At 70.1% G+C, this 16863-nt stretch carries 17 protein-coding genes, 1 tRNA gene and 1 rRNA gene; 9 read left to right on the forward strand and 10 right to left on the reverse strand.

Going from position 1 to position 16863, the window contains the following annotated elements:
* Positions 1-146: 146 nt before the first annotated feature.
* Together rrf and A3IC_RS0145755 are read left to right on the forward strand one after the other, a co-directional pair.
* Positions 147-263 (forward strand): 5S ribosomal RNA (gene rrf / locus A3IC_RS0145750).
* A 72-nt stretch (positions 264-335) separates the two neighbouring features.
* Positions 336-518 carry a hypothetical protein gene (locus A3IC_RS0145755; RefSeq protein ID WP_245599838.1) on the forward strand — a complete coding sequence of 61 codons (183 nt, stop codon included), beginning with the start codon at positions 336-338 and terminating at the stop codon, positions 516-518.
* Between the two features lie 117 nt (positions 519-635).
* Here A3IC_RS0145755 and A3IC_RS0145760 read toward each other — a convergent pair whose 3' ends face one another.
* A complete protein-coding gene (locus tag A3IC_RS0145760) occupies positions 636-2441 on the reverse strand; it encodes a protein phosphatase 2C domain-containing protein (protein ID WP_020556773.1) in 1806 nt (601 codons plus the stop codon).
* Positions 2442-3011: 570 nt separating this feature from the next.
* Here A3IC_RS0145760 and A3IC_RS0145765 point away from each other — a divergent pair.
* Positions 3012-4172 carry a tyrosine-protein phosphatase gene (locus A3IC_RS0145765; protein WP_020556774.1) on the forward strand — a complete coding sequence of 387 codons (1161 nt, stop codon included), beginning with the start codon at positions 3012-3014 and terminating at the stop codon, positions 4170-4172.
* 99 nt (positions 4173-4271) lie between these two features.
* On the opposite strand, the gene A3IC_RS0145770 is transcribed toward A3IC_RS0145765, so the two are convergent.
* From A3IC_RS0145770 to upp, 4 genes are all read right to left on the reverse strand, one after another.
* Complete coding sequence (locus A3IC_RS0145770; RefSeq protein WP_020556775.1) at positions 4272-5153, reverse strand: SigB/SigF/SigG family RNA polymerase sigma factor; 882 nt, start codon at positions 5151-5153, stop codon at positions 4272-4274.
* Between the two features lie 248 nt (positions 5154-5401).
* A complete protein-coding gene (locus A3IC_RS0145775) occupies positions 5402-5926 on the reverse strand; it encodes a PH domain-containing protein (protein WP_020556776.1) in 525 nt (174 codons plus the stop codon).
* Positions 5927-5943: 17 nt separating this feature from the next.
* Entirely contained in the window at positions 5944-6111 is a 168-nt protein-coding gene (locus A3IC_RS69885) for a hypothetical protein (RefSeq protein ID WP_020556777.1), read from the reverse strand.
* A gap of 369 nt (positions 6112-6480) precedes the next feature.
* Positions 6481-7122: a uracil phosphoribosyltransferase gene (gene upp, locus A3IC_RS0145785; RefSeq protein ID WP_020556778.1), complete on the reverse strand. Its 642-nt coding sequence runs from the start codon at positions 7120-7122 to the stop codon at positions 6481-6483.
* A gap of 253 nt (positions 7123-7375) precedes the next feature.
* On the opposite strand from upp, the gene A3IC_RS0145790 reads away from it, so the two are divergent.
* From A3IC_RS0145790 to A3IC_RS0145805, 4 genes are all read left to right on the forward strand, one after another.
* Positions 7376-7564, forward strand: coding sequence for a hypothetical protein (locus A3IC_RS0145790; RefSeq protein WP_026219506.1), 189 nt, complete (start codon positions 7376-7378; stop codon positions 7562-7564).
* Between the two features lie 125 nt (positions 7565-7689).
* The gene (locus A3IC_RS0145795) at positions 7690-8157 is read left to right on the forward strand and encodes a tRNA adenosine deaminase-associated protein (RefSeq protein ID WP_020556780.1); all 468 of its coding nucleotides are present in this window, start codon (positions 7690-7692) and stop codon (positions 8155-8157) included.
* Positions 8158-8162: 5 nt separating this feature from the next.
* On the forward strand, positions 8163-8693 hold the full coding sequence (gene tadA, locus A3IC_RS60405) for a tRNA adenosine(34) deaminase TadA (protein WP_169400966.1): 531 nt from the start codon (positions 8163-8165) through the stop codon (positions 8691-8693).
* 10 nt (positions 8694-8703) lie between these two features.
* A tRNA-Ser gene (locus A3IC_RS0145805) sits at positions 8704-8790 on the forward strand.
* Between the two features lie 90 nt (positions 8791-8880).
* Here the strand turns inward: A3IC_RS0145805 and A3IC_RS0145810 are convergent.
* A complete protein-coding gene (locus tag A3IC_RS0145810) occupies positions 8881-9288 on the reverse strand; it encodes a MerR family transcriptional regulator (RefSeq protein WP_020556782.1) in 408 nt (135 codons plus the stop codon).
* 49 nt (positions 9289-9337) lie between these two features.
* Between A3IC_RS0145810 and A3IC_RS0145815 the strand changes: the two genes are divergently transcribed.
* Complete coding sequence (locus tag A3IC_RS0145815) at positions 9338-10222, forward strand: NAD(P)-dependent oxidoreductase (RefSeq protein ID WP_026219507.1); 885 nt, start codon at positions 9338-9340, stop codon at positions 10220-10222.
* Between the two features lie 134 nt (positions 10223-10356).
* Here A3IC_RS0145815 and A3IC_RS0145820 read toward each other — a convergent pair whose 3' ends face one another.
* Positions 10357-10953: a LytR C-terminal domain-containing protein gene (locus A3IC_RS0145820; protein ID WP_245599839.1), complete on the reverse strand. Its 597-nt coding sequence runs from the start codon at positions 10951-10953 to the stop codon at positions 10357-10359.
* A gap of 151 nt (positions 10954-11104) precedes the next feature.
* Positions 11105-11401, reverse strand: coding sequence for a type II toxin-antitoxin system VapB family antitoxin (locus A3IC_RS0145825; protein ID WP_020556786.1), 297 nt, complete (start codon positions 11399-11401; stop codon positions 11105-11107).
* Between the two features lie 168 nt (positions 11402-11569).
* On the opposite strand from A3IC_RS0145825, the gene A3IC_RS0145830 reads away from it, so the two are divergent.
* On the forward strand, positions 11570-13108 hold the full coding sequence (locus A3IC_RS0145830; protein WP_020556787.1) for a helicase HerA-like domain-containing protein: 1539 nt from the start codon (positions 11570-11572) through the stop codon (positions 13106-13108).
* A gap of 84 nt (positions 13109-13192) precedes the next feature.
* Here the strand turns inward: A3IC_RS0145830 and A3IC_RS0145835 are convergent, their stop codons facing one another.
* Together A3IC_RS0145835 and A3IC_RS0145840 are read right to left on the reverse strand one after the other, a co-directional pair.
* Positions 13193-15064 (reverse strand): hypothetical protein, encoded by a 1872-nt coding sequence (locus tag A3IC_RS0145835; protein ID WP_020556788.1) that lies wholly within the window; start codon positions 15062-15064, stop codon positions 13193-13195.
* Between the two features lie 75 nt (positions 15065-15139).
* A complete protein-coding gene (locus A3IC_RS0145840; RefSeq protein ID WP_245599840.1) occupies positions 15140-16552 on the reverse strand; it encodes a DUF2201 family putative metallopeptidase in 1413 nt (470 codons plus the stop codon).
* Between the last annotated feature and the right edge of the window lie 311 nt (positions 16553-16863).

Raw genomic sequence — 16863 nt, forward strand, 5'->3', positions numbered from 1 at the left:
AGGCCGAGGACTTGTCCTCAGTTGCTACGCGTCCACTGTGTGGTTCCCGAACCGCAATCGGTTTCGGGGAACCCGTTTGATAATTGAATCACCGCATGTGATTTCTGGTTCACCGAACGGCCCGTGATTGTCGGGTTCGATGGTTTTCCGGTGGTCTTGGCGGAGAGGAAACGCCCGGTCTCATTCCGAACCCGGAAGCTAAGCTCTCCAGCGCCGATGGTACTGCACTCGAAGGGGTGTGGGAGAGTAGGACGCCGCCGGAATTTACGTGTGAAAGGCCCATCCCGAAAAGGGATGGGCCTTTTGCGTTTTTCGAGTGCGGTATGGTCGTGCGCATGCCTGACAACGAGATGGATCCCGCAGCCAGTACTCAGATGTTCCGGGCTTTCGTGAACGAGGACCGCCCTGCGGCCCCCGGCGAGCCGGCCCGGCGCAGCACCCCGCCGGTGTTGTTGATCGCCGGAGTCGTGATCGCGATCATCGTGGTCGCGGTGGCCGTGCTCATTGCCGTCAGCTGACATACCGACGGGCGGGCCCCAATTGTTCGGGGTCCCGCCCGAGGTATGCGGTGGTTCGGTATTCACCGCAGCGGTGTTCGCCGCGCGGATCGGTGCGTCAAGCGGTCAGGGCGGCGGTCACGGCGATGGCCACAGGGCGACCACACAACCGTCGTCCTCGCGCAGGCGAAGGCCCTCGTCCACGTCGCGCAGGTAGTCGAACAGCGACGGCGGCGTCCGCCAGTCCTCGGCGAGGCGCGGCGCGAGTCCGGCCGTCGGCTGACCGAGTGCCTCGGCGAAGCCACCGGTCATCATCACCAGGACATCGGTCGGACGCCACGTGGTCCGGCAGATGCGCAGCTGGTCGTCACCGGCCTGGTCGGGGATCGCCGCCGGAGCGGTCTCCGCGGACGCATCCCGGATACCCAGCGGTGCGCGCCAACCGCCTTGGGCCAGCCGGAGCACGGTGCTGTCGCCGAGCACGGCCATGTCGACCCGGTCGTCCTCCAGCGGGTCCGCGGCGGTGACCAATATCGCCAGCCGCGTGGCCGGTTCCGAGCGGCCCAGCTCGTGCGCCCGGTCGGCGGTGCCGGCGAGCCGGGTGCGCAGGTCCTCCTCGACCTCGGTCTGCACCCCGGCCCAATCCCAGTTCTCGTGTCGCTCGCGCGCGACCATCCTGGCCACTGTGCGATAGGCGCTGCGGACCGCGATCTGCGCGGCGAGTTCGGATGCGTGCGCGTTGTCGACGCCGTCGCAGACGATCGCGATGGTCCACCGTGTACTCGGGTCCGGGCCGACCGCGAAGCAGTTCTGCCTCGGCAGGCCCTGTTGCTGGTGCAGTTCGCCGCGGACGCCGGCGGCGCGGACGTTCAACCGGCCCAGCCGGCCGCCGTCGACGACCATGCCGCCGCCGTCGGCGAGCGCTGGTGGAGGCAACATGCGCAACATCCTTCGCGGTACCTCGTCGACCGCGCTCTCCGCGGCCGGCCCGGGGCGGTAGGGCGCGCGGGGCGCCGCGGGTGCCGGCACGAACGAGGTGCCGGGCTCGCCGTCGTCGTCCGGATCCGGGGTGGTGCCGGCGTCGAACCGGCGCCGGTCGTCGGGCTCGTCGTCGAGTGCGGCCATCGTGTCGACCGTTGTCGAGCGATCGGACTCCGCCGCAGGTGCGGGCCTGTGCTTGGGGATCGGCGGGTAGGCCGGGCGGCGTTCGGACGAAGGGCTCGGCCCCGGGTCCAGCGGGTCGACCGGATCCATCGGGTCCGCGGGTTCGATGTGGTCCTCGGGCTCGGGCTGCCACCTTGGTGTCGGATCCTCGCGGCGTCCCGGACGCGAGGTGCCACGGGATGGGGGCAGCACGCCCTGAGGCTCGCGGTGCAGCCGGTCGGGCGGCATCGTGTCGCCGGGAATGCTGTCCGACATCGGCGTGCCCGGGGACGGCGACGAGCCGAGCATGACGTCTTCCCAGTGTGAGGAGCCGGTCCGTCGGCGGGTGCGACCCGACGTCGGGGGCGGGGCCGAGTCGTAGTCGGCGTCGTACTCCGGGCCCTGGTCGCGGCCGTAGTCGTACACCCCGGCGTCGGCCTCGTACGGATCGCGCCGCCCGAAGCCGGGTCGGCGGTCGTAGGGATCCGGCTCCTCCTCCTCGGCGGGTGCACCGAAGCCGAACCAGTTCGCGACCCGACGTGCGCGGCCGGATCGGCGTCCGGCCTGATCCGGCGCCGGGTCCGGGTCCGGGTAGCCCATCGGCTCCTCGGGTGGAACACCGTTGCGGTCGTACTCCGGTTCGGGGCGACGGTCGTAGTCGGGATCCGGCCGTCGGTCGTAGTCGGGATCGGGACGTTCGCGGCCGGTCGGGCCGGGGCGTCGTGGACCCTGTGCTCGCGGGATGGGCTCGGCCGGCGAACCATCGCCGGGGGTGTGGCGCTTGCTGGTACCGTCCGGCACGGCTTCCTCCTTCGCGTCGGGCCGGCCGGCGAGCCGGTCCCGTCGTGTCGCCGGTGGGCGTACCGTCTTCCCACCCGTGCGACAGGTATCAACAGGTATAGCGTGCACGGCCCGTGCCCGTGTGCGCACGCGCGCGCATTGGCCCCCACTTTGCCCCAGGGCCGCCCCGCCCATCGTGCGGATGGCGGGCTTCTACCCGGAATCCCGGTGCTCGGTACCTCTTTGACGGCGTATCAGGGAAACTCTCGGGCACCGTGTCGGCGTTCCCCGTCGCGGCCGCGAATGTCCCGGATGGGTGGGCCGATGGTCCGCCGGGCGAAGTGGTCGAAAAATATGGATGGTTGGTGTTCCGGCGGGCGGCCGGCGCGAAGTGCGGGTGGGGTCGCGGCGGGGTCCGGAAGGCGTGTTCGTCCCCGTTCGATGATGCGTTCGTCTCTCCATACGGCACCGTCTGGAGCAAGTGGCCTGGTCATCACTACAGTGGTGCCCGTCGCGCGGTAGCAACGACCGGTTGTTTTCCAGGTGGTTCCCGCGCGCTCACGAACACTTCCTCTTCGGGAGCACAACCGCATGCGCATACGCACCACCCGCCTCGCGACCATCGCCGTCACGGCGGCGCTCACGCTCGGCGGCTCCGTCGCGGTGACCTCGTCCCCGGCCTCGGCCGACGCGGGCAACAGCGACACCAACGTCTCGGCCCGAGGCGGTCTCGGCATTGTCACGAGCGCGTCGGCCTCGGCCGACGCGGACGGTACGTACACGATCACTTGGACCGACCGTTGGCCCGGCCCGATGCGCGTGTACGCGTCCACCGACGTGGACCGCTTCACCCGGCTCGTCGGCACCGCCGAGGGCAACACGCTGACCGTGTCCGGCCTGGACCCGGCGCAGCGCTGGTACTTCAACGTCACCCCGGCCGGCCCGTTCGTCGGCGTGGTCACCGCACCGCGCTCGCTCGGCCTGCAGAGCGCGCCCAATGCCCGCGACATCGGCGGCTACCGCACCGACTGGGGCCTGAGCGTCAAGTACGGCCGGGTCTTCCGCACCGACGCGCTCGGCAAGACGACCGACGCGGACGTGGCCCGGCTCGCGAGCCTGGGTGTGGACGAGTCGGCGGACTTCCGCACGGACACCGAAATCGCCGGCAACGGCGCCAACAGGCTGCCCGCCGGCACCCCGATCAAGAACCTGCCGATCGCGGACGGCAATCTGACCAACATCACCAACGCCGCGGTGGGCAGCCGGGACCCGATCAAGCAGCAGGAGCTGCTGGGTGACGGCAAGGCCGCGGCCGCGCTGGAGAACATCTACCGGGGCTTCGTCGACGACCCGGCCCAGCGCGCGCAATTCACCACCGTGCTGCGGGACATCGCGGACGGCAAGTCGGTGATCTACAACTGCACGGCGGGCAAGGACCGCACCGGCTGGATGACCGCGATCATCCTCAAGGCGGTCGGGGTCGACGACGCCACCGTCTACGCCGACTACCTCGCCGGCAACGACAACCTCCGGGCCCGCAACGAGGGCACGAAGGCCGGTCTCAAGGCTGCCGGGCTGATGCAGGACCCGACCCTGATGGACCCGCTCCTGTACGTGCGGAAGTCGTACCTGGACGCGGCGTTCGCCCAGGTGCAGAAGAAGTACGGCTCGTTCGACGACTACCTGCGCAAGGGTCTGAACATCGACCCGATCACCGAACTCAAGCTCCGGGCGCAGCTGCTCACCTTCTGAGCATGCGGACGAACCCGCGGGCGGCCTCGGCCTGCGACTCGGCAAGGGCTCTGACGATCCGTCAGGGCCCTTGCCGGGCAGCGATCGAGACCGGGCCGCTCAGGCGGACAGATCGGCGCGCAGGCGCGCCAGCGCGCGGGCGAGCAGGCGGGACACGTGCATCTGTGAGATCCCCAGCCGCTCGCCGATCTGCGACTGCGTCATGTTGCCGAAGAAGCGCAGCATGATGATCTGCCGGTCGCGCGGACTCATCCGGGCCAGCAGCGGCCGCAGCGCCTCGCGGTACTCGACACCGTCGAGTGCCTCGTCCTCCTGTCCCAGCCGGGCGATCAGCGCGTTGTCGCGATCGTCGTCGAGGTCGTGGGCGTCCAGCGACGCGGGCGAGTAGGCGTTGGCCGCCTCCATGCCCTCGAGGATCTCCTCGACGGTCAGGTTCAGGTGCTTGGCGAGTTCGACCACCGTCGGGGCGCGGTCGTACTTGTGGTTGAACTGCTCGGTGGCCTCGGCCAGGGCCAGGCGCAGTTCCTGGAGCCGGCGGGGCACCCGCACGCTCCACGAGGTGTCCCGGAAGAAGCGCTTGATCTCGCCGATGATGGTCGGCACCGCGTAGGTGGGGAACTCGACGCCGCGATGCGGGTCGAAGCGGTCTATCGCCTTGATCAGCCCGATCGTGCCCACTTGGAGCACGTCCTCGTACTGGTCCGTGCGACTGCGGAAGCGGTTGGCCGCGAAGCGCACCAGGGGCAGGTTCAGCTCGACCAGGGTGCTGCGCACGTAGGCGTGCTCGGCCGATCCCTCGACGACATCGGTGAGGCGGAGCAGGAGGGTTCGGGACAGCGTGCGCGTGTCCTGAGGGGTGTCGGTGCCGGAACCCCTGACCGCGCGGACGCGGGGGATGCCGGTACGGGGAAGGCGCGCGGGCGCGGCGCGGTCGGCGGTCGAGCCGGCCGTGCCCTCGTGGGAAGCATCTCGCAGCAGCACTGGAGAGCCCACCTCCTCGTCGGTCCTGGAGCGGAACCTGTCCGCTGCCGGCCATGGTGGAACGGCAGCCGTCGTTCGGTACCCCCTTACCGGCGTGGGTCACCGCTCCAAACCCCTTGCGACATCCCCGATTTGTCAGGTGATGCGGGTGTATCTAGCGGCATGTCGACAGTACGAAAGCCGCAAATCACCGCAAAGAAAATTCGAGGTTTTGCCAGCTGTTTCGTGTTACTCACCGGTCGTGCCGATTAATCGACGTCGGGACCGAACAACTGATCGCACACCTTGAGGTAGACGGCGTCGGGTCGGGGGACGAAACCGACCTCCTTGAGGGGTTGCTCCTGCCCCGCGGACTCCATCACGAACGTCCCGTGCCCGAGTATTCGGCCGCCCGGAGTGCGCCGGTAGCTCATGTCGGTCACCTTGGTCAGCGGCATCATGTTGACCCGCTTGGCGATCAGCCCGGTGGCCAGGATGATCCGCTTGTCGGTCACGATGAAGTAGTCGTTGCGCCAGGTGAGTACGTGCCCCGAGCACCACAGCAGGAGCCCCGCCCCGATCGGCCACACGCCGTAGTGCACGGCCAGGTTTTCGGCCGGGAAGTACCACCCCAGCAGGAGGAGGAAGGCCAGCCCGAGGGCGGTGGTCGCCAGCGGGCGCAGGATGATGGCCCAGTGCCGGCGCACCGCTATCGCGCAGACCTCGGTGGGCAGCAGGTACCTGCGTATCGCGTGTGGGTCGACGGTGGAGCCGGTGACCGGTCCCGCCCCCACCTCTCGACGTGCGCGCCTCAGCTCGTCCAGCCGCTGATCTGGTCGCCGCACCACTTGGCGGCGGACGACATCGCCTGGAACCACTGCGCGACCAGGTCGGATGCTTTTTCCGGCGTGGCGATGATCGTATAGATAACGAAAACGATCAGGAGCAGCGTCAGGATCCTCTTGGTCTGCGCCTGCATCTCCCCGCCTCCCCGAATGAGGTATCGGGGAGAAACAATAGGGGAGAGGGAGCAGCCGCGGGGGGACCGGCCACTTCCTCTCCCCTGTGGGACCCCCGCCGGAGCAAAGGTGGGTCGTACCTTCGCAGCATCGGCAAACAGTCCCGGGGTGCCTGCGGGGCTCCTGCCCAGCCCCGGGCACACTTCCAGCATGCGCCGAGGTGGGCCGCCGCGCATCCGGCGTTCGGCCTGACGGGGAAGGGCCTTGGTCCCGCCGGGGAGCCGCGGCCGCGATCCACCCCGAACGGCCGTACCCGCAGGTGGGCGCCGGGGTCGATCGGACCCGCCGACGAAGATCGCCGGACGGGGCCGGCCGGCGATGCGTGGTGCCTAGCCGGCGGTGCCGTACAGCCGGTCGCCCGCGTCGCCCAGTCCGGGGACGATGTAGCCGTGCTCGTTGAGCCGCTCGTCGATCGAGGCGGTCACGACGGTGACGTTGGCCTCGGTGTCCTGAAACGCCTCCTGCATCACCTTGACGCCCTCGGGCGCGGCGAGCAGGCAGATCGCGGTCACGTCGTGCGCGCCGCGGTCCAGGAGCAGCTTGGTGGCCGCGATCAGGGTGCCGCCGGTGGCGAGCATGGGGTCGAGGACGTACGCCTGCCGGCCGCTGAGGTCGTCCGGCATCCGGGTCGCGTAGGTCGACGGCTCGAGGGTGTCCTCGTTGCGGATCATGCCCAGGAAGCCGACCTCGGCCGTCGGCAGCAGCCGCACCATGCCGTCGAGCATGCCCAGCCCGGCCCGCAGGATCGGGACCACCAGCGGACGCGGGTAGGAGAGCTTGACGCCGGTGGTCTCGCTGACCGGCGTGCTGATCGCCACCGGGTCCACGCGTACGCCGCGGGTCGCCTCGTAGGCGAGCAGCGTGACCAGTTCGTCGGCGAGCCTCCGGAAGGTCGGCGAGTCGGTGCGCCGGTCGCGCAGGGTGGAGAGCTTGTGGGCCACCAGAGGATGGTCGACGACGTGAATCCGCATGGTGCGACATTAGCCGTTTGGCCTGGCGGCGACCCTGCCGGGTTGTCGGATTCGAGGCGTGTTCGGCGGCATTCGCCGCCCGGTGGGCCGGTCCGACTCGCGGGCATGCGGGAATGTCGGGCGAATTGTGATCGTTGCCACTATTTGCGAACACGCATCCGGCGTGACATGCGGATGTGATGACTGAGCCGGCGTGTCCCGGGAACTACAGCCACGTTGGTTTCGGCGGCCTTTCGAGTCCAGGGGCGTGGTGATGGAGAGTCGGGAACCTCGGACGACGGCGGCCGAGCGCCGCGAGGAGGAGGCGGCGCGCCGTCGTCGACGCACCCTTTTCCTGCGCGAACTGGCCGAGGCGCGCGAGCTGCGAGCCCGCATCCAACCGCGACGCGTGCGCAATGAGCGGCTACGACAGATGATGCGGATGCGTACGTTCCGTTACTGAATCCGACCGATCCTTGATCGTCTCGGTGACCTTGTTCGTCAACGTGCGCCAATTCCCGTCGTCGTGGTCCGGTATCTGCCACGATGCGAGGGACAACGCCGAAGCGAACGATCTTGGAGAGTCCCGTGGCGTACTTCGCCGCAGTGCTCGTACGTACAGACGAGCAGTGGGAGGCCCGTGAAGCCGACCTCGACGATGTCGAGGACTCGGCGGGGATGACCGCGCTGGCACGGTCGGCGGCGGTGGACGACGAGCCGGTGCTTTTGTTCGTCGAACAGGAGGACACCTGGTTCGCGGTCGTCCGCGTGGACGGTGAGGAGGACCCGCGCATCTACGTCTCCGACGTGGCCGCGGTGTCCCGCAGCGCCTACGCGGACGCGTTGCTGACGGCCGACGTGCTGGACGGCCTGGAGGAGGACGACGATGCCGTGCTGCCGCCCGGCCCCGCCGGCGACGAGACGGTGCTCGTGGACCTGGGGGTGTCGGCCCAACTGCTGGCCGACCTCGCGGGCGAGGCGGGTCTGCCGGCGGACGCCATCGCGGTGATAGCGGAACGTCTGGGCTGCGCGGACGAGTTGGAGACGGTCCGCTGAGCACGATGCCCCCACCGGTGCCCGAGCCCCTGTTCGACCCCGCACTGCGTCGGTACGAGCCGGCCATGCGGCTGGCCCTGGCCGAGGCGGCCCTGGCGGTCGACACCGGGGATGTGCCGGTGGGGTGCGTGGTGCTCGGCCCGGACGGCGCGGTGCTCGGCCGCGGCCGCAACGAACGCGAGGCGCACGGCGACCCGACGGCCCACGCGGAGATCCTCGCCCTGCGCGAGGCCGCGAAGGCCGTCGGGGAATGGCGCCTGTCCGGATGCACCCTGGTGGTCACCCTGGAGCCCTGCACGATGTGCGCCGGCGCCATCGTGCTGGCCCGGGTGGACCGGGTGGTCTTCGGCGCGTGGGACCCCAAGGCCGGCGCCGCCGGCTCGCTGTGGGACGTGCTGCGCGACCGGGGCCTCAACCACCGCCCCGAGGTGGTCGGCGGCGTCGCGGCGGCGCAGTGCACCGCCGTCCTGCGCGACTTCTTCACCCACACCCGCTCCCCGGAAACCGGTTACGAAGCACCCCCCGGCATCCGGTAAGCTCTCTCTCGGTAGCGTGTCCGAGTGGCCTAAGGAGCACGCCTCGAAAGCGTGTGATGGTGCAAGCTATCCGTGGGTTCAAATCCCACCGCTACCGCTCCTGAGCAGTACGAATGAAGGACCTGACCGGATTCGGTCAGGTCCTTTCTCGTTTGTGGTGGGGCTTGTGGGCGCGTCCCGGCTGCTTCTAGGCGGGGACGGGCTCCAGGTCGGCGTCGTCGAAGGGTGGGTAGTTCTCGTCGCCCGTTCGCTCGGCCGCGTCGATGTAGTCGGCGAGGGCGTCGCGGGATTGGGCGAGCCTGTCCAGCTGGTCTTCCAGTCGCCGCAGACGTGCCCGCATCGCGGCCAGCAACTCGGGGCACCCGGGGAGCTCCGGGGCCTCTCCGACCGCACAGGGCAGCAGGTACGCGATGTCCTCGGAGGACAAGCGGGCGCCGAGCAGGTGCCGGATCTGCTTCACCCGCAGCACGGCGGTCTCGTCGTAGTCGCGGTAGCCGTTCGTGCCGCGCTCCGCCGTCAGCAGGCCCTGAGCCTCGTAGTAGCGCAACTGATGGGCGTTGACGCCCGTCCGGCGACTGAGTTCCCCGATCCGCATCGAAACCTCACTTGACCTTCACACCGGTATCAACGTTGACGATGCTGCCATGAACAACGAAACCGCTACACCCGTGACCGTCATCGGACTCGGCCTGATGGGCCGGGCCCTCGCCGGCGCGTTCCTGCGCGCCGGACATCCCACGACCGTGTGGAATCGTACGACCGCCAAGGCCGACCCGCTGGTGGCCGAGGGTGCCCGCCTGGCGCCGACGGTCGGCGACGCGCTCGCGGCGGCTCCGCTGGCGATCGTCTGCCTCACCGACTACGGGGCCGTGCGCGAGCTGCTCGGCGCGAGCGCCGCCCTTCCGGCCGGTACGACGTTGATCAACCTCACGTCGGGCGACTCGGCCCAGGCCCGGGAGACCGCCCGGTGGGCCGAGCAGCGCGGCGCGCGTTACCTGGACGGCGCCATCATGGCCATTCCGTCGGCGATCGGGACCGCCGAGGCGGTGCTGTTGCACAGCGGACCGCAGGCGGACTTCGAGGCGCACGAGTCGACGCTCCAGGCGCTCGGCACCGTTGCCTACCTCGGCGCCGACCATGGGCTGGCGTCCCTGTACGACGTGGCCGGCCTGGCCATGATGTGGAGCGTCCTGAACGCCTGGCTCCAGGGCACCGCGCTGCTCAAGACGGCCGGCGTCGATGCCGCCACGTATGCGCCGTTCGCGCGGCAGATCGCCGCCGGTGTGGCCGAATGGCTGCCCGGCTACGCCGAACAGATCGACAGCGGCTCCTTCCCGGCCGAGGTGTCGGCTCTGGAGACCGACGCGCGGGCGATGGCTCACCTGATCGAGGAGAGCGAGGCGGTGGGCGTCAACGCCGAACTGCCGAAGTTGATCAAGGCGATGGCCGACCGGTCGATCGCCGCCGGACACGGTGGGGAGCAGTATCCCGTGCTGATCGAAGAGTTCGGCAAACCCCGCAAGGACTGAGCGACCCCGACGGCGAGCCCGCCCCGGGAGCCGGCCGGCACGTCGACCCCGCACCCCACGGAGGCGGCGGGTCCGACATGCCGCTGCCGCCTCCGTGGGGTGCGGGGCGGCAGCGGGTGGGTCCGTTCGGCGGGTCAGCAGCGCGGGGCGACGCTCGGGGCGGGCGGAGGCGGCGGGGACAGGATCGCGGCGGCCTGCTCCGGGGCGGCCAGGTCGGTCCAGCCGTCGCCGATCACCAGGTCGACCGTGCCGTCGGTGCGCTGGTCCTCCTTGTCGGTGCTCGCCGCCACCTGGGCCGCGACCACCTTCGCCGGGGTGGCGCCGGGGAAGCCGTGCCGGATCTCGGCGGTGGCCGCGACCGGCTGGTTCAGCGGGTCGTTGGTCACCTTGCCGATGGTGAAGCCGCGCGCCTTGAGCGCGTCGCTGACGGTCTTGGCCAGGCCGGTCCGCTTGGTCGCGTTGTAGACGTTCACCGTGATCGCCTTGGGCTCGGGCAGCGCCGTGGGCGAGGCGGCCGGCGCGGCCGAGGCCGTCGGCGAGGGGCAGGCGGCGGCCTTGTCGCCGCTGTCGTCGGACGTGAAGTGGTACACGCCCCAGCCCGCGGTGGCCAGCACGACCAGGCCGACCACGATCGCGATGACGACGGGCATGCGCCGCCTGCGCCGCGTCATCCGCGGATACAGCTTGCCAGTGATCTTGTACTGGCCTCCCATGCCGCGGGGAGTGAGCATGCTCATCGGTGTGCCCCCGTCCTCCTCCTGCACGGCATGGCCGTGATCCCGGTCGCCATGGAGTCGAGGTTAGCGCCGACGTGGCACCTTGCGTATCGGGGCACGGCCGTACGCGAGACGACCACCTGATCGGGCCGCCGGGGTTGCGTGCTCAGCCGAGTTCGAGCACGCGCGCGTGCAACACCTGGCGCTGTTGCAGCGCGGCCCGGACCGCGCGATGCAGGCCGTCCTCCAGATAGAGGTCCCCCTGCCATTTCACGACATGCGCGAAGAGGTCGCCGTAGAAGGTCGAGTCCTCGGCGAGCAGCGTGTCGAGGTCGAGTTGCCGCTTCGTCGTGATGAGTTGGTCCAGACGCACGGGCCGCGGGGCGATGTCGGCCCATTGGCGGGCACCCGACCTCCCGTGGTCCGGGTACGGTTTGCCGTCACCGATCCGCTTGAAGATCACAGGCTCAGCCTACCGGGATCGCGGTCGCCTGAGCCCCACCCGGCGCCGATGCGAGGGAGCGGGGGTGCGGATCACGCCGGCTCGGATGGCCGATCCGCCTGGGCAATCGGGATATTTCTTTCCCTATCGGTGTATTCGCCTTGCGCATCTCGGCGAGCGGAGGAGCGCATGAGCGAGCAGGACGACACGATCGCGGCCATCACGGCCGGATACGCCTTCACCGGGCCGGCGCTGGAGTTGGGCGCGGCCGTGGTCGAGGGCGTCGCGCATCCCCAGGCGCGGGTGCGCGTTCCGCTCGCGGTGCTCAACCGGCACGGCCTGGTCGCGGGCGCGACCGGCACCGGCAAGACCAAGACGCTGCAACTGATCGCGGAGCAGTTGTCCGCGCAGGGCGTGCCGGTCTTCCTCGCCGACGTCAAGGGCGACCTGTCCGGCATCTCCGCGCCCGGCGTGCCCGGCGACCGGGTCGCCTCGCGCGCGGCGGAGGTCGGACAGGAGTGGCAACCGGCCGGCTGCCCGGCCGAGTTCCACGCGCTCGGCGGGATCGGACCGGGCGTGCCGATCCGGGCCACGATCACCGACTTCGGGCCGACCCTGCTGGCCAAGGTGCTGGACCTGAACGAGACGCAGGAGTCCTCGCTCGGCCTGATCTTCCACTTCGCCGACGAGCGCGGGCTGGAACTGGTCGACCTCAAGGACCTGCGCGCGGTGATCCAATACCTGACGGAGGATCAGGGCAAGGCCGAACTCAAGCGGATCGGCGGCCTGTCCGCGGCCACCGCCGGGGTGATCCTGCGCGCGCTGATCACGCTGGAGAACAACGGCGGCGGCGCGTTCTTCGGCGAGCCGGACTTCGACACCGCCGACCTGCTGCGCACCACCCCCGACGGGCGCGGCGTGGTCTCGGTGCTCGAACTGGCGGCGGTGCAGGACAAGCCGCAGTTGTTCTCCACCTTCCTGATGTGGCTGCTCGCCGACCTGTTCCACGACCTGCCGGAGGTCGGCGACCCGGATCGGCCGTGCCTGGTGTTCTTCTTCGACGAGGCGCACCTGCTGTTCACCGGTGCCTCCAAGGCGTTTTCGACCGCGATCACCCAGACCGTGCGGCTGATCCGGTCCAAGGGGGTCGGCGTCTTCTTCGTCACCCAGACGGCGAGGGACGTGCCCGCCGACGTGTTGTCCCAGCTGGGCAACCGGGTGCAGCACGCGCTGCGCGCATTCACCCCCGAGGACGCCAAGGCGCTCAAGGCCACCGTGTCCACGTTCCCGCGCTCGGCCTACGACTTGGACCGGGTGCTCACCGGGGCGGGCACCGGCGAGGCGGTGATCACCGTGCTCGGCGAGAGCGGCGCGCCCACGCCGGTGGCCTGGACCCGACTGTGCGCGCCGACGTCGCTGATGGCGCCGATCCCGGCGGAGGCGATGCGGGCGGCGGTGGCCGGGTCGCCGCTGTTCGCCAAGTACGGCACGGCCGTGGATCGCGAGTCGGCGTACGAGAAGCTGACGGCCGCTCAGGCTTCCCCCGGGGAGTCGGAAGCGGCCCCCGAGCCGGCGCCCGGGCGCGAGCACGCCGAGAAGCCCGAGCCGGGCATGGTCGACCAGGTGATGGGCAACCCGGCGGTGAAGTCCATGCTGCGCTCGATGGGCAGCCGACTCGGCCGGGAGATCACCCGCAGCCTGTTCGGCACCGCCCGCCGCAAACACTGACGGGCGGGCCGCGGCGGGCGGCGGGCGAGGGGCCCGCGAGTACGACGAGGCCGTCGAACCGCTCGGTGAGGCCCGCCCCCCGGCCTACTTCCTCGGCATCTTCGCGAACGCCTCGATCCAGAACCGCTGCTTGTCCACGGACTGGCCGACCAGGTAGCTGGAGCGCAGCTTCGGCGGCAGGCCGGCCAGCAACTGTGCCACCGTGTCGAGGTGTTCGCGCAGCTGGGACAACTCGGCGTTGGCCAGCACCTGGTGCACGATGTCGGTGTCGTCGGTGCCCTCGCCGGATTCCTCGTTGGCCGCCTCCAGGCGGCGCACCCACTCGGCCAGATTGGCCGAGATGTCGCCGAGGCCGGTGGCCGGGTTCTTCGCGAACCGGGCCTCCAGCGCGTTCAGCGGCACCGGTGCGTACTCGCCGTCGCCGAGGTAGACCTTGGCCATCTCCAGCGGCAGTTCGCGCTTGTGCAGCTTGATCAGCCGCTCCAGGGTGCGCTTGGTGATCCAGTCGCGGCCCTCGTCGTCGATGTCGTTCTTCCACCACTCCAGCACCGTCTCGGCGACCGGGCCGTAGGTGCTGATCAACCACTCGTTGGCGGGGATGTCCTCGGGACGGATGGTCAGCGACGCGGTGAAGCGGGTCGCCTGCGCGATGTTGTTGCGCGAGACGAGCATCTTGCGACCGAGGTGGTACGGCGGATTCTGCAGCGCGATCTGGGCGCGCAGGCCGGGGATCGGGCGGCCCGCGATGGACCACTCCTGGGTGACCTCCATCAGCTTGGCGAAGGTCGACTTGTCCTTGGGCCGGTTGTATTCGTCCCAGACGATCACCTTGGCGCCGGGATCGGTGAACTTGGCGGCGAGCAGGTTCTCCAGCGAGCCGTCCGGCGTGGGCACGGGCGCGCACAGGTCCTCGACGTTGGTCACCGGCAGTGAGAAGTAGAGCGGTTCACGGCCGAGTTCGGTGCGCACCACGTCCCGCACCACCTCGGTCTTGCCGCAGCCGGGCGGGCCCTGGATCAGCACCGACCAGCGGCGGTGGATCGCCTCGCGGACGATCCGGCGCACCGAGTCCGGTGTCTGGTCGGGGTTGCGCACGTTCAGGCCCGCGGCGATCCGGTCGAGCACCTCGTCGGTGCGATCCGGGCCGGGGGAGCCGTCCTTCTTGGTCTCGGTCAGCGCGAGCCGGTCGCCGTTGACCAGCGGCAGCCCCCACACCAGCGGGAAGCCGGCCAGCGCGCAGTCGATCACGTGCTCCAGGGTGCGCGGGGACACCAGTTGGCGCAGCGCCGGCGACAGGCTCGTCCAGACCTGGAAGACCGGGGTCAGGTCGGTGCCGGCGAAGCGCTCGGCGAGCTTGTACCGCCACGCGGTGTCGGTCGCGGTGATCTTGACGGTGACCATCCGGTCCAGGATGGCCAGGTCGGTGCGCCGGGTCGCGGTCTCGGCCAGCGATTCGTTGTCGGTGAGAAAGACGCCCACGCAGCCCAGTTCGCGCAGGTCGTGCTCGCCGAGTGTCCAGTTGCAGGCGATCTGCATCAGTTGTGACTGGATCGTCTCGCCCGCCTGCAACGCGTCGTCGATCAGCAGCACGAACCGTTTCCCGGGCCGCAGTTGACGCATGATCAGCTGACGCAGCACCAGTTCGCCGGTGCGCGTGTCCCGGACGGGCGCGTTGATCAGCAGATCGTCGGGGGTGAGGTTGGCGGCGGGTACGAAGACCAGAACCGTGTCCTCGTGCCGGTCCGGGATGTGGCTGAAGAACGTCGCCGTCTTGCCGATGCCGTGCTCGCCGAAGATCTGACCGGTCTGGCCGAGGTCGATCATCGCGTCGATGAACTCCTCCAGCTTGGACACGCCCTTCCAGCCCTTGGGTCGTTCGGGGTAGGTGGCGGTGGCCTTCCACTTGGGCTCGGACGCGGGGCGGCCGGCGCGCGTGGTGTCAGCGGTGATCGTCATGGTTCCTTCCGGGTGCTGCGCACGGCGTGCTGCGGAGGGCTCTTCGGCGAGGCGCGTCGGCATGGACGGCCCCGATCAGTGGTCGCCGGTGACGACGCGATGACAGTCCATCGGCGGGTGATGCCGCTCCGGCCAGTCGTCCCCGCCCTGGGTGATCAGCCAGATCCACTTGTCCGGGTCGGCGGGGGTGATCGGCGGCGCGTAGCCGTCGGTGAGCATCACCACCGCGTCGACCGATTCGTCGAAGCGGCCCGATCCCTCGATCGCCAGTCGGCCCTCGACGTAGTCGGCCACGTTCTGGAAGTTGGTACCGCCGCCGCCCAGCACCCGTTCGCCCGGCTTGAACGGCATCACGGTGCCGTCGAAGCTGAGCCAGTGCGTCTCGACGCCGTCGGCCTTGCCGACCAGTTCGGTCAGCCAGTTCACCACGTGGTCGGGCATCGACCCCGAGGTGTCGTAGGCGATCACCACGACCTTGGTGCGCTCCAGGCCACGTCGGGCGAGCATCGGGTCGTGGCCCAGCGCGGCCAGCAGCGCGCCGCGCTTCTTCGGATAGACCAGGCGCTCGCCTTCGCGCAGCTTGGACGCGAGCACGTCCACCAGCCACTGCTGCCACCACTCGACCCGGCGGGTGCGCTGGGTCTCGCCGCGCAGGAAGCCCGCGCCCAGGTCGCCCCACAGCTTGGAGGTGCGGTCGGTGGCGCCGTCGGTGCGCGCGAGCAGGTCGAGCAGCTCCTGTCGGGCCAGCCGTTCGCCCCGGCGCGCCGCGAGCAGGACGCTGCGCAACACCTCGGAGGCCACCCGGCCGACGGTTTCGCCGTCCATGCCGTCTTCGTGGCCGGTGCCGTTGCCCAGGATCACGTGTACGCACAACGGGGGCGGTACCGGCGGGTTCTTCATGCGCTTGAGCTCTGCGTAGACGGTCGCGTCGGTGTCCACGAAGTCGTCGTAGGACATTGCCGTCAGGCCCTGGTCGGTGAGGTCTTGCACGTAGGCGCGGTGGATCGCGCGCGGGTCGATGCCGGTGGGGTCCTCGACCAGGGTGCCGTCGTCCGGATCGACCCGGCGCCGGATCGGCAGCGTGCTGCGGCCCAGGCGGGCCATCGCGACGTGGTTGATGGTCACCTCGGCGGCCAGCGTGAACACCGGATCGGCGCGCAGCTCGGACTCGGCGAACAGGTGTCGCTGGATCAGGTGCCGGGCCTCGTGGAAGAGCACGAATTTCACGCCGTCCAGGCCCAGATCGCAGAAGAACTGCGGGTTGTACAGCAGCAGACAGGTGCCGTCGCCGGAGGCCATCACGGCCGCGGTGTCGATCGCGGTGGTCGGGATGTGGTGGTGGCACTTGGTGTACAACCACGAGGCGATGACCGACAGTTCCATGCCGAAGTCGAGCAGCGCCTCTTCCTTGAGTTTGCGGGCCCGCGCGATCACCTCGTCGTCGGCCGGTCGCCAGGCCTCCAGTGCCCGACGGTCGGTCAGACTCACGACCGGCGCCTTCGGGCCACGTTCGCCGTACGCCACGTCCGTCACCTCCCCTCGGTGTCGTTCGATGATCCCAGTGCCGACCGACAGCGGCTCGGCCGGCCCGGGCCACTGCCGGCCGCCGCGGCCCGGGCCCGGCCCGTCGTGGTCGCGTCGCGTACCCGGCGGACGAGGGCGTCGGGGCCGAGTTTCTTCGCCATTGTGGGCCGCGGCGGGACCCGGGGTGGCGGGTTTTCCCGCGATCGGCCGGCGGGGGACGGGCGGGCGCCAAGCGGGTCTTCTCCGCTTTCCGCCGCCCGGTCCGGGCGGTCGGG

It is taken from the genome of Embleya scabrispora DSM 41855 (assembly GCF_000372745.1).
In the GTDB taxonomy this organism is placed as follows: Bacteria; Actinomycetota; Actinomycetes; order Streptomycetales; family Streptomycetaceae; genus Embleya; species Embleya scabrispora.

Bases quoted from the DNA above. Each gene is read 5' to 3' on its own strand.
- A3IC_RS0145815 (WP_026219507.1), top strand. From the start codon at position 9,338: ATGAACAACGAAACCGCTACACCCGTGACCGTCATCGGACTCGGCCTG.
- A3IC_RS0145755 (WP_245599838.1), top strand. From the start codon at position 336: ATGCCTGACAACGAGATGGATCCCGCAGCCAGTACTCAGATGTTCCGG.
- A3IC_RS0145765 (WP_020556774.1), top strand. From the start codon at position 3,012: ATGCGCATACGCACCACCCGCCTCGCGACCATCGCCGTCACGGCGGCG.
- A3IC_RS0145835 (WP_020556788.1), bottom strand. From the start codon at position 15,064: ATGACGATCACCGCTGACACCACGCGCGCCGGCCGCCCCGCGTCCGAG.
- upp (WP_020556778.1), bottom strand. From the start codon at position 7,122: ATGCGGATTCACGTCGTCGACCATCCTCTGGTGGCCCACAAGCTCTCC.
- A3IC_RS69885 (WP_020556777.1), bottom strand. From the start codon at position 6,111: ATGCAGGCGCAGACCAAGAGGATCCTGACGCTGCTCCTGATCGTTTTC.
- A3IC_RS0145790 (WP_026219506.1), top strand. From the start codon at position 7,376: ATGGAGAGTCGGGAACCTCGGACGACGGCGGCCGAGCGCCGCGAGGAG.
- A3IC_RS0145810 (WP_020556782.1), bottom strand. From the start codon at position 9,288: ATGCGGATCGGGGAACTCAGTCGCCGGACGGGCGTCAACGCCCATCAG.
- A3IC_RS0145830 (WP_020556787.1), top strand. From the start codon at position 11,570: ATGAGCGAGCAGGACGACACGATCGCGGCCATCACGGCCGGATACGCC.
- tadA (WP_169400966.1), top strand. From the start codon at position 8,163: ATGCCCCCACCGGTGCCCGAGCCCCTGTTCGACCCCGCACTGCGTCGG.
- A3IC_RS0145820 (WP_245599839.1), bottom strand. From the start codon at position 10,953: ATGCTCACTCCCCGCGGCATGGGAGGCCAGTACAAGATCACTGGCAAG.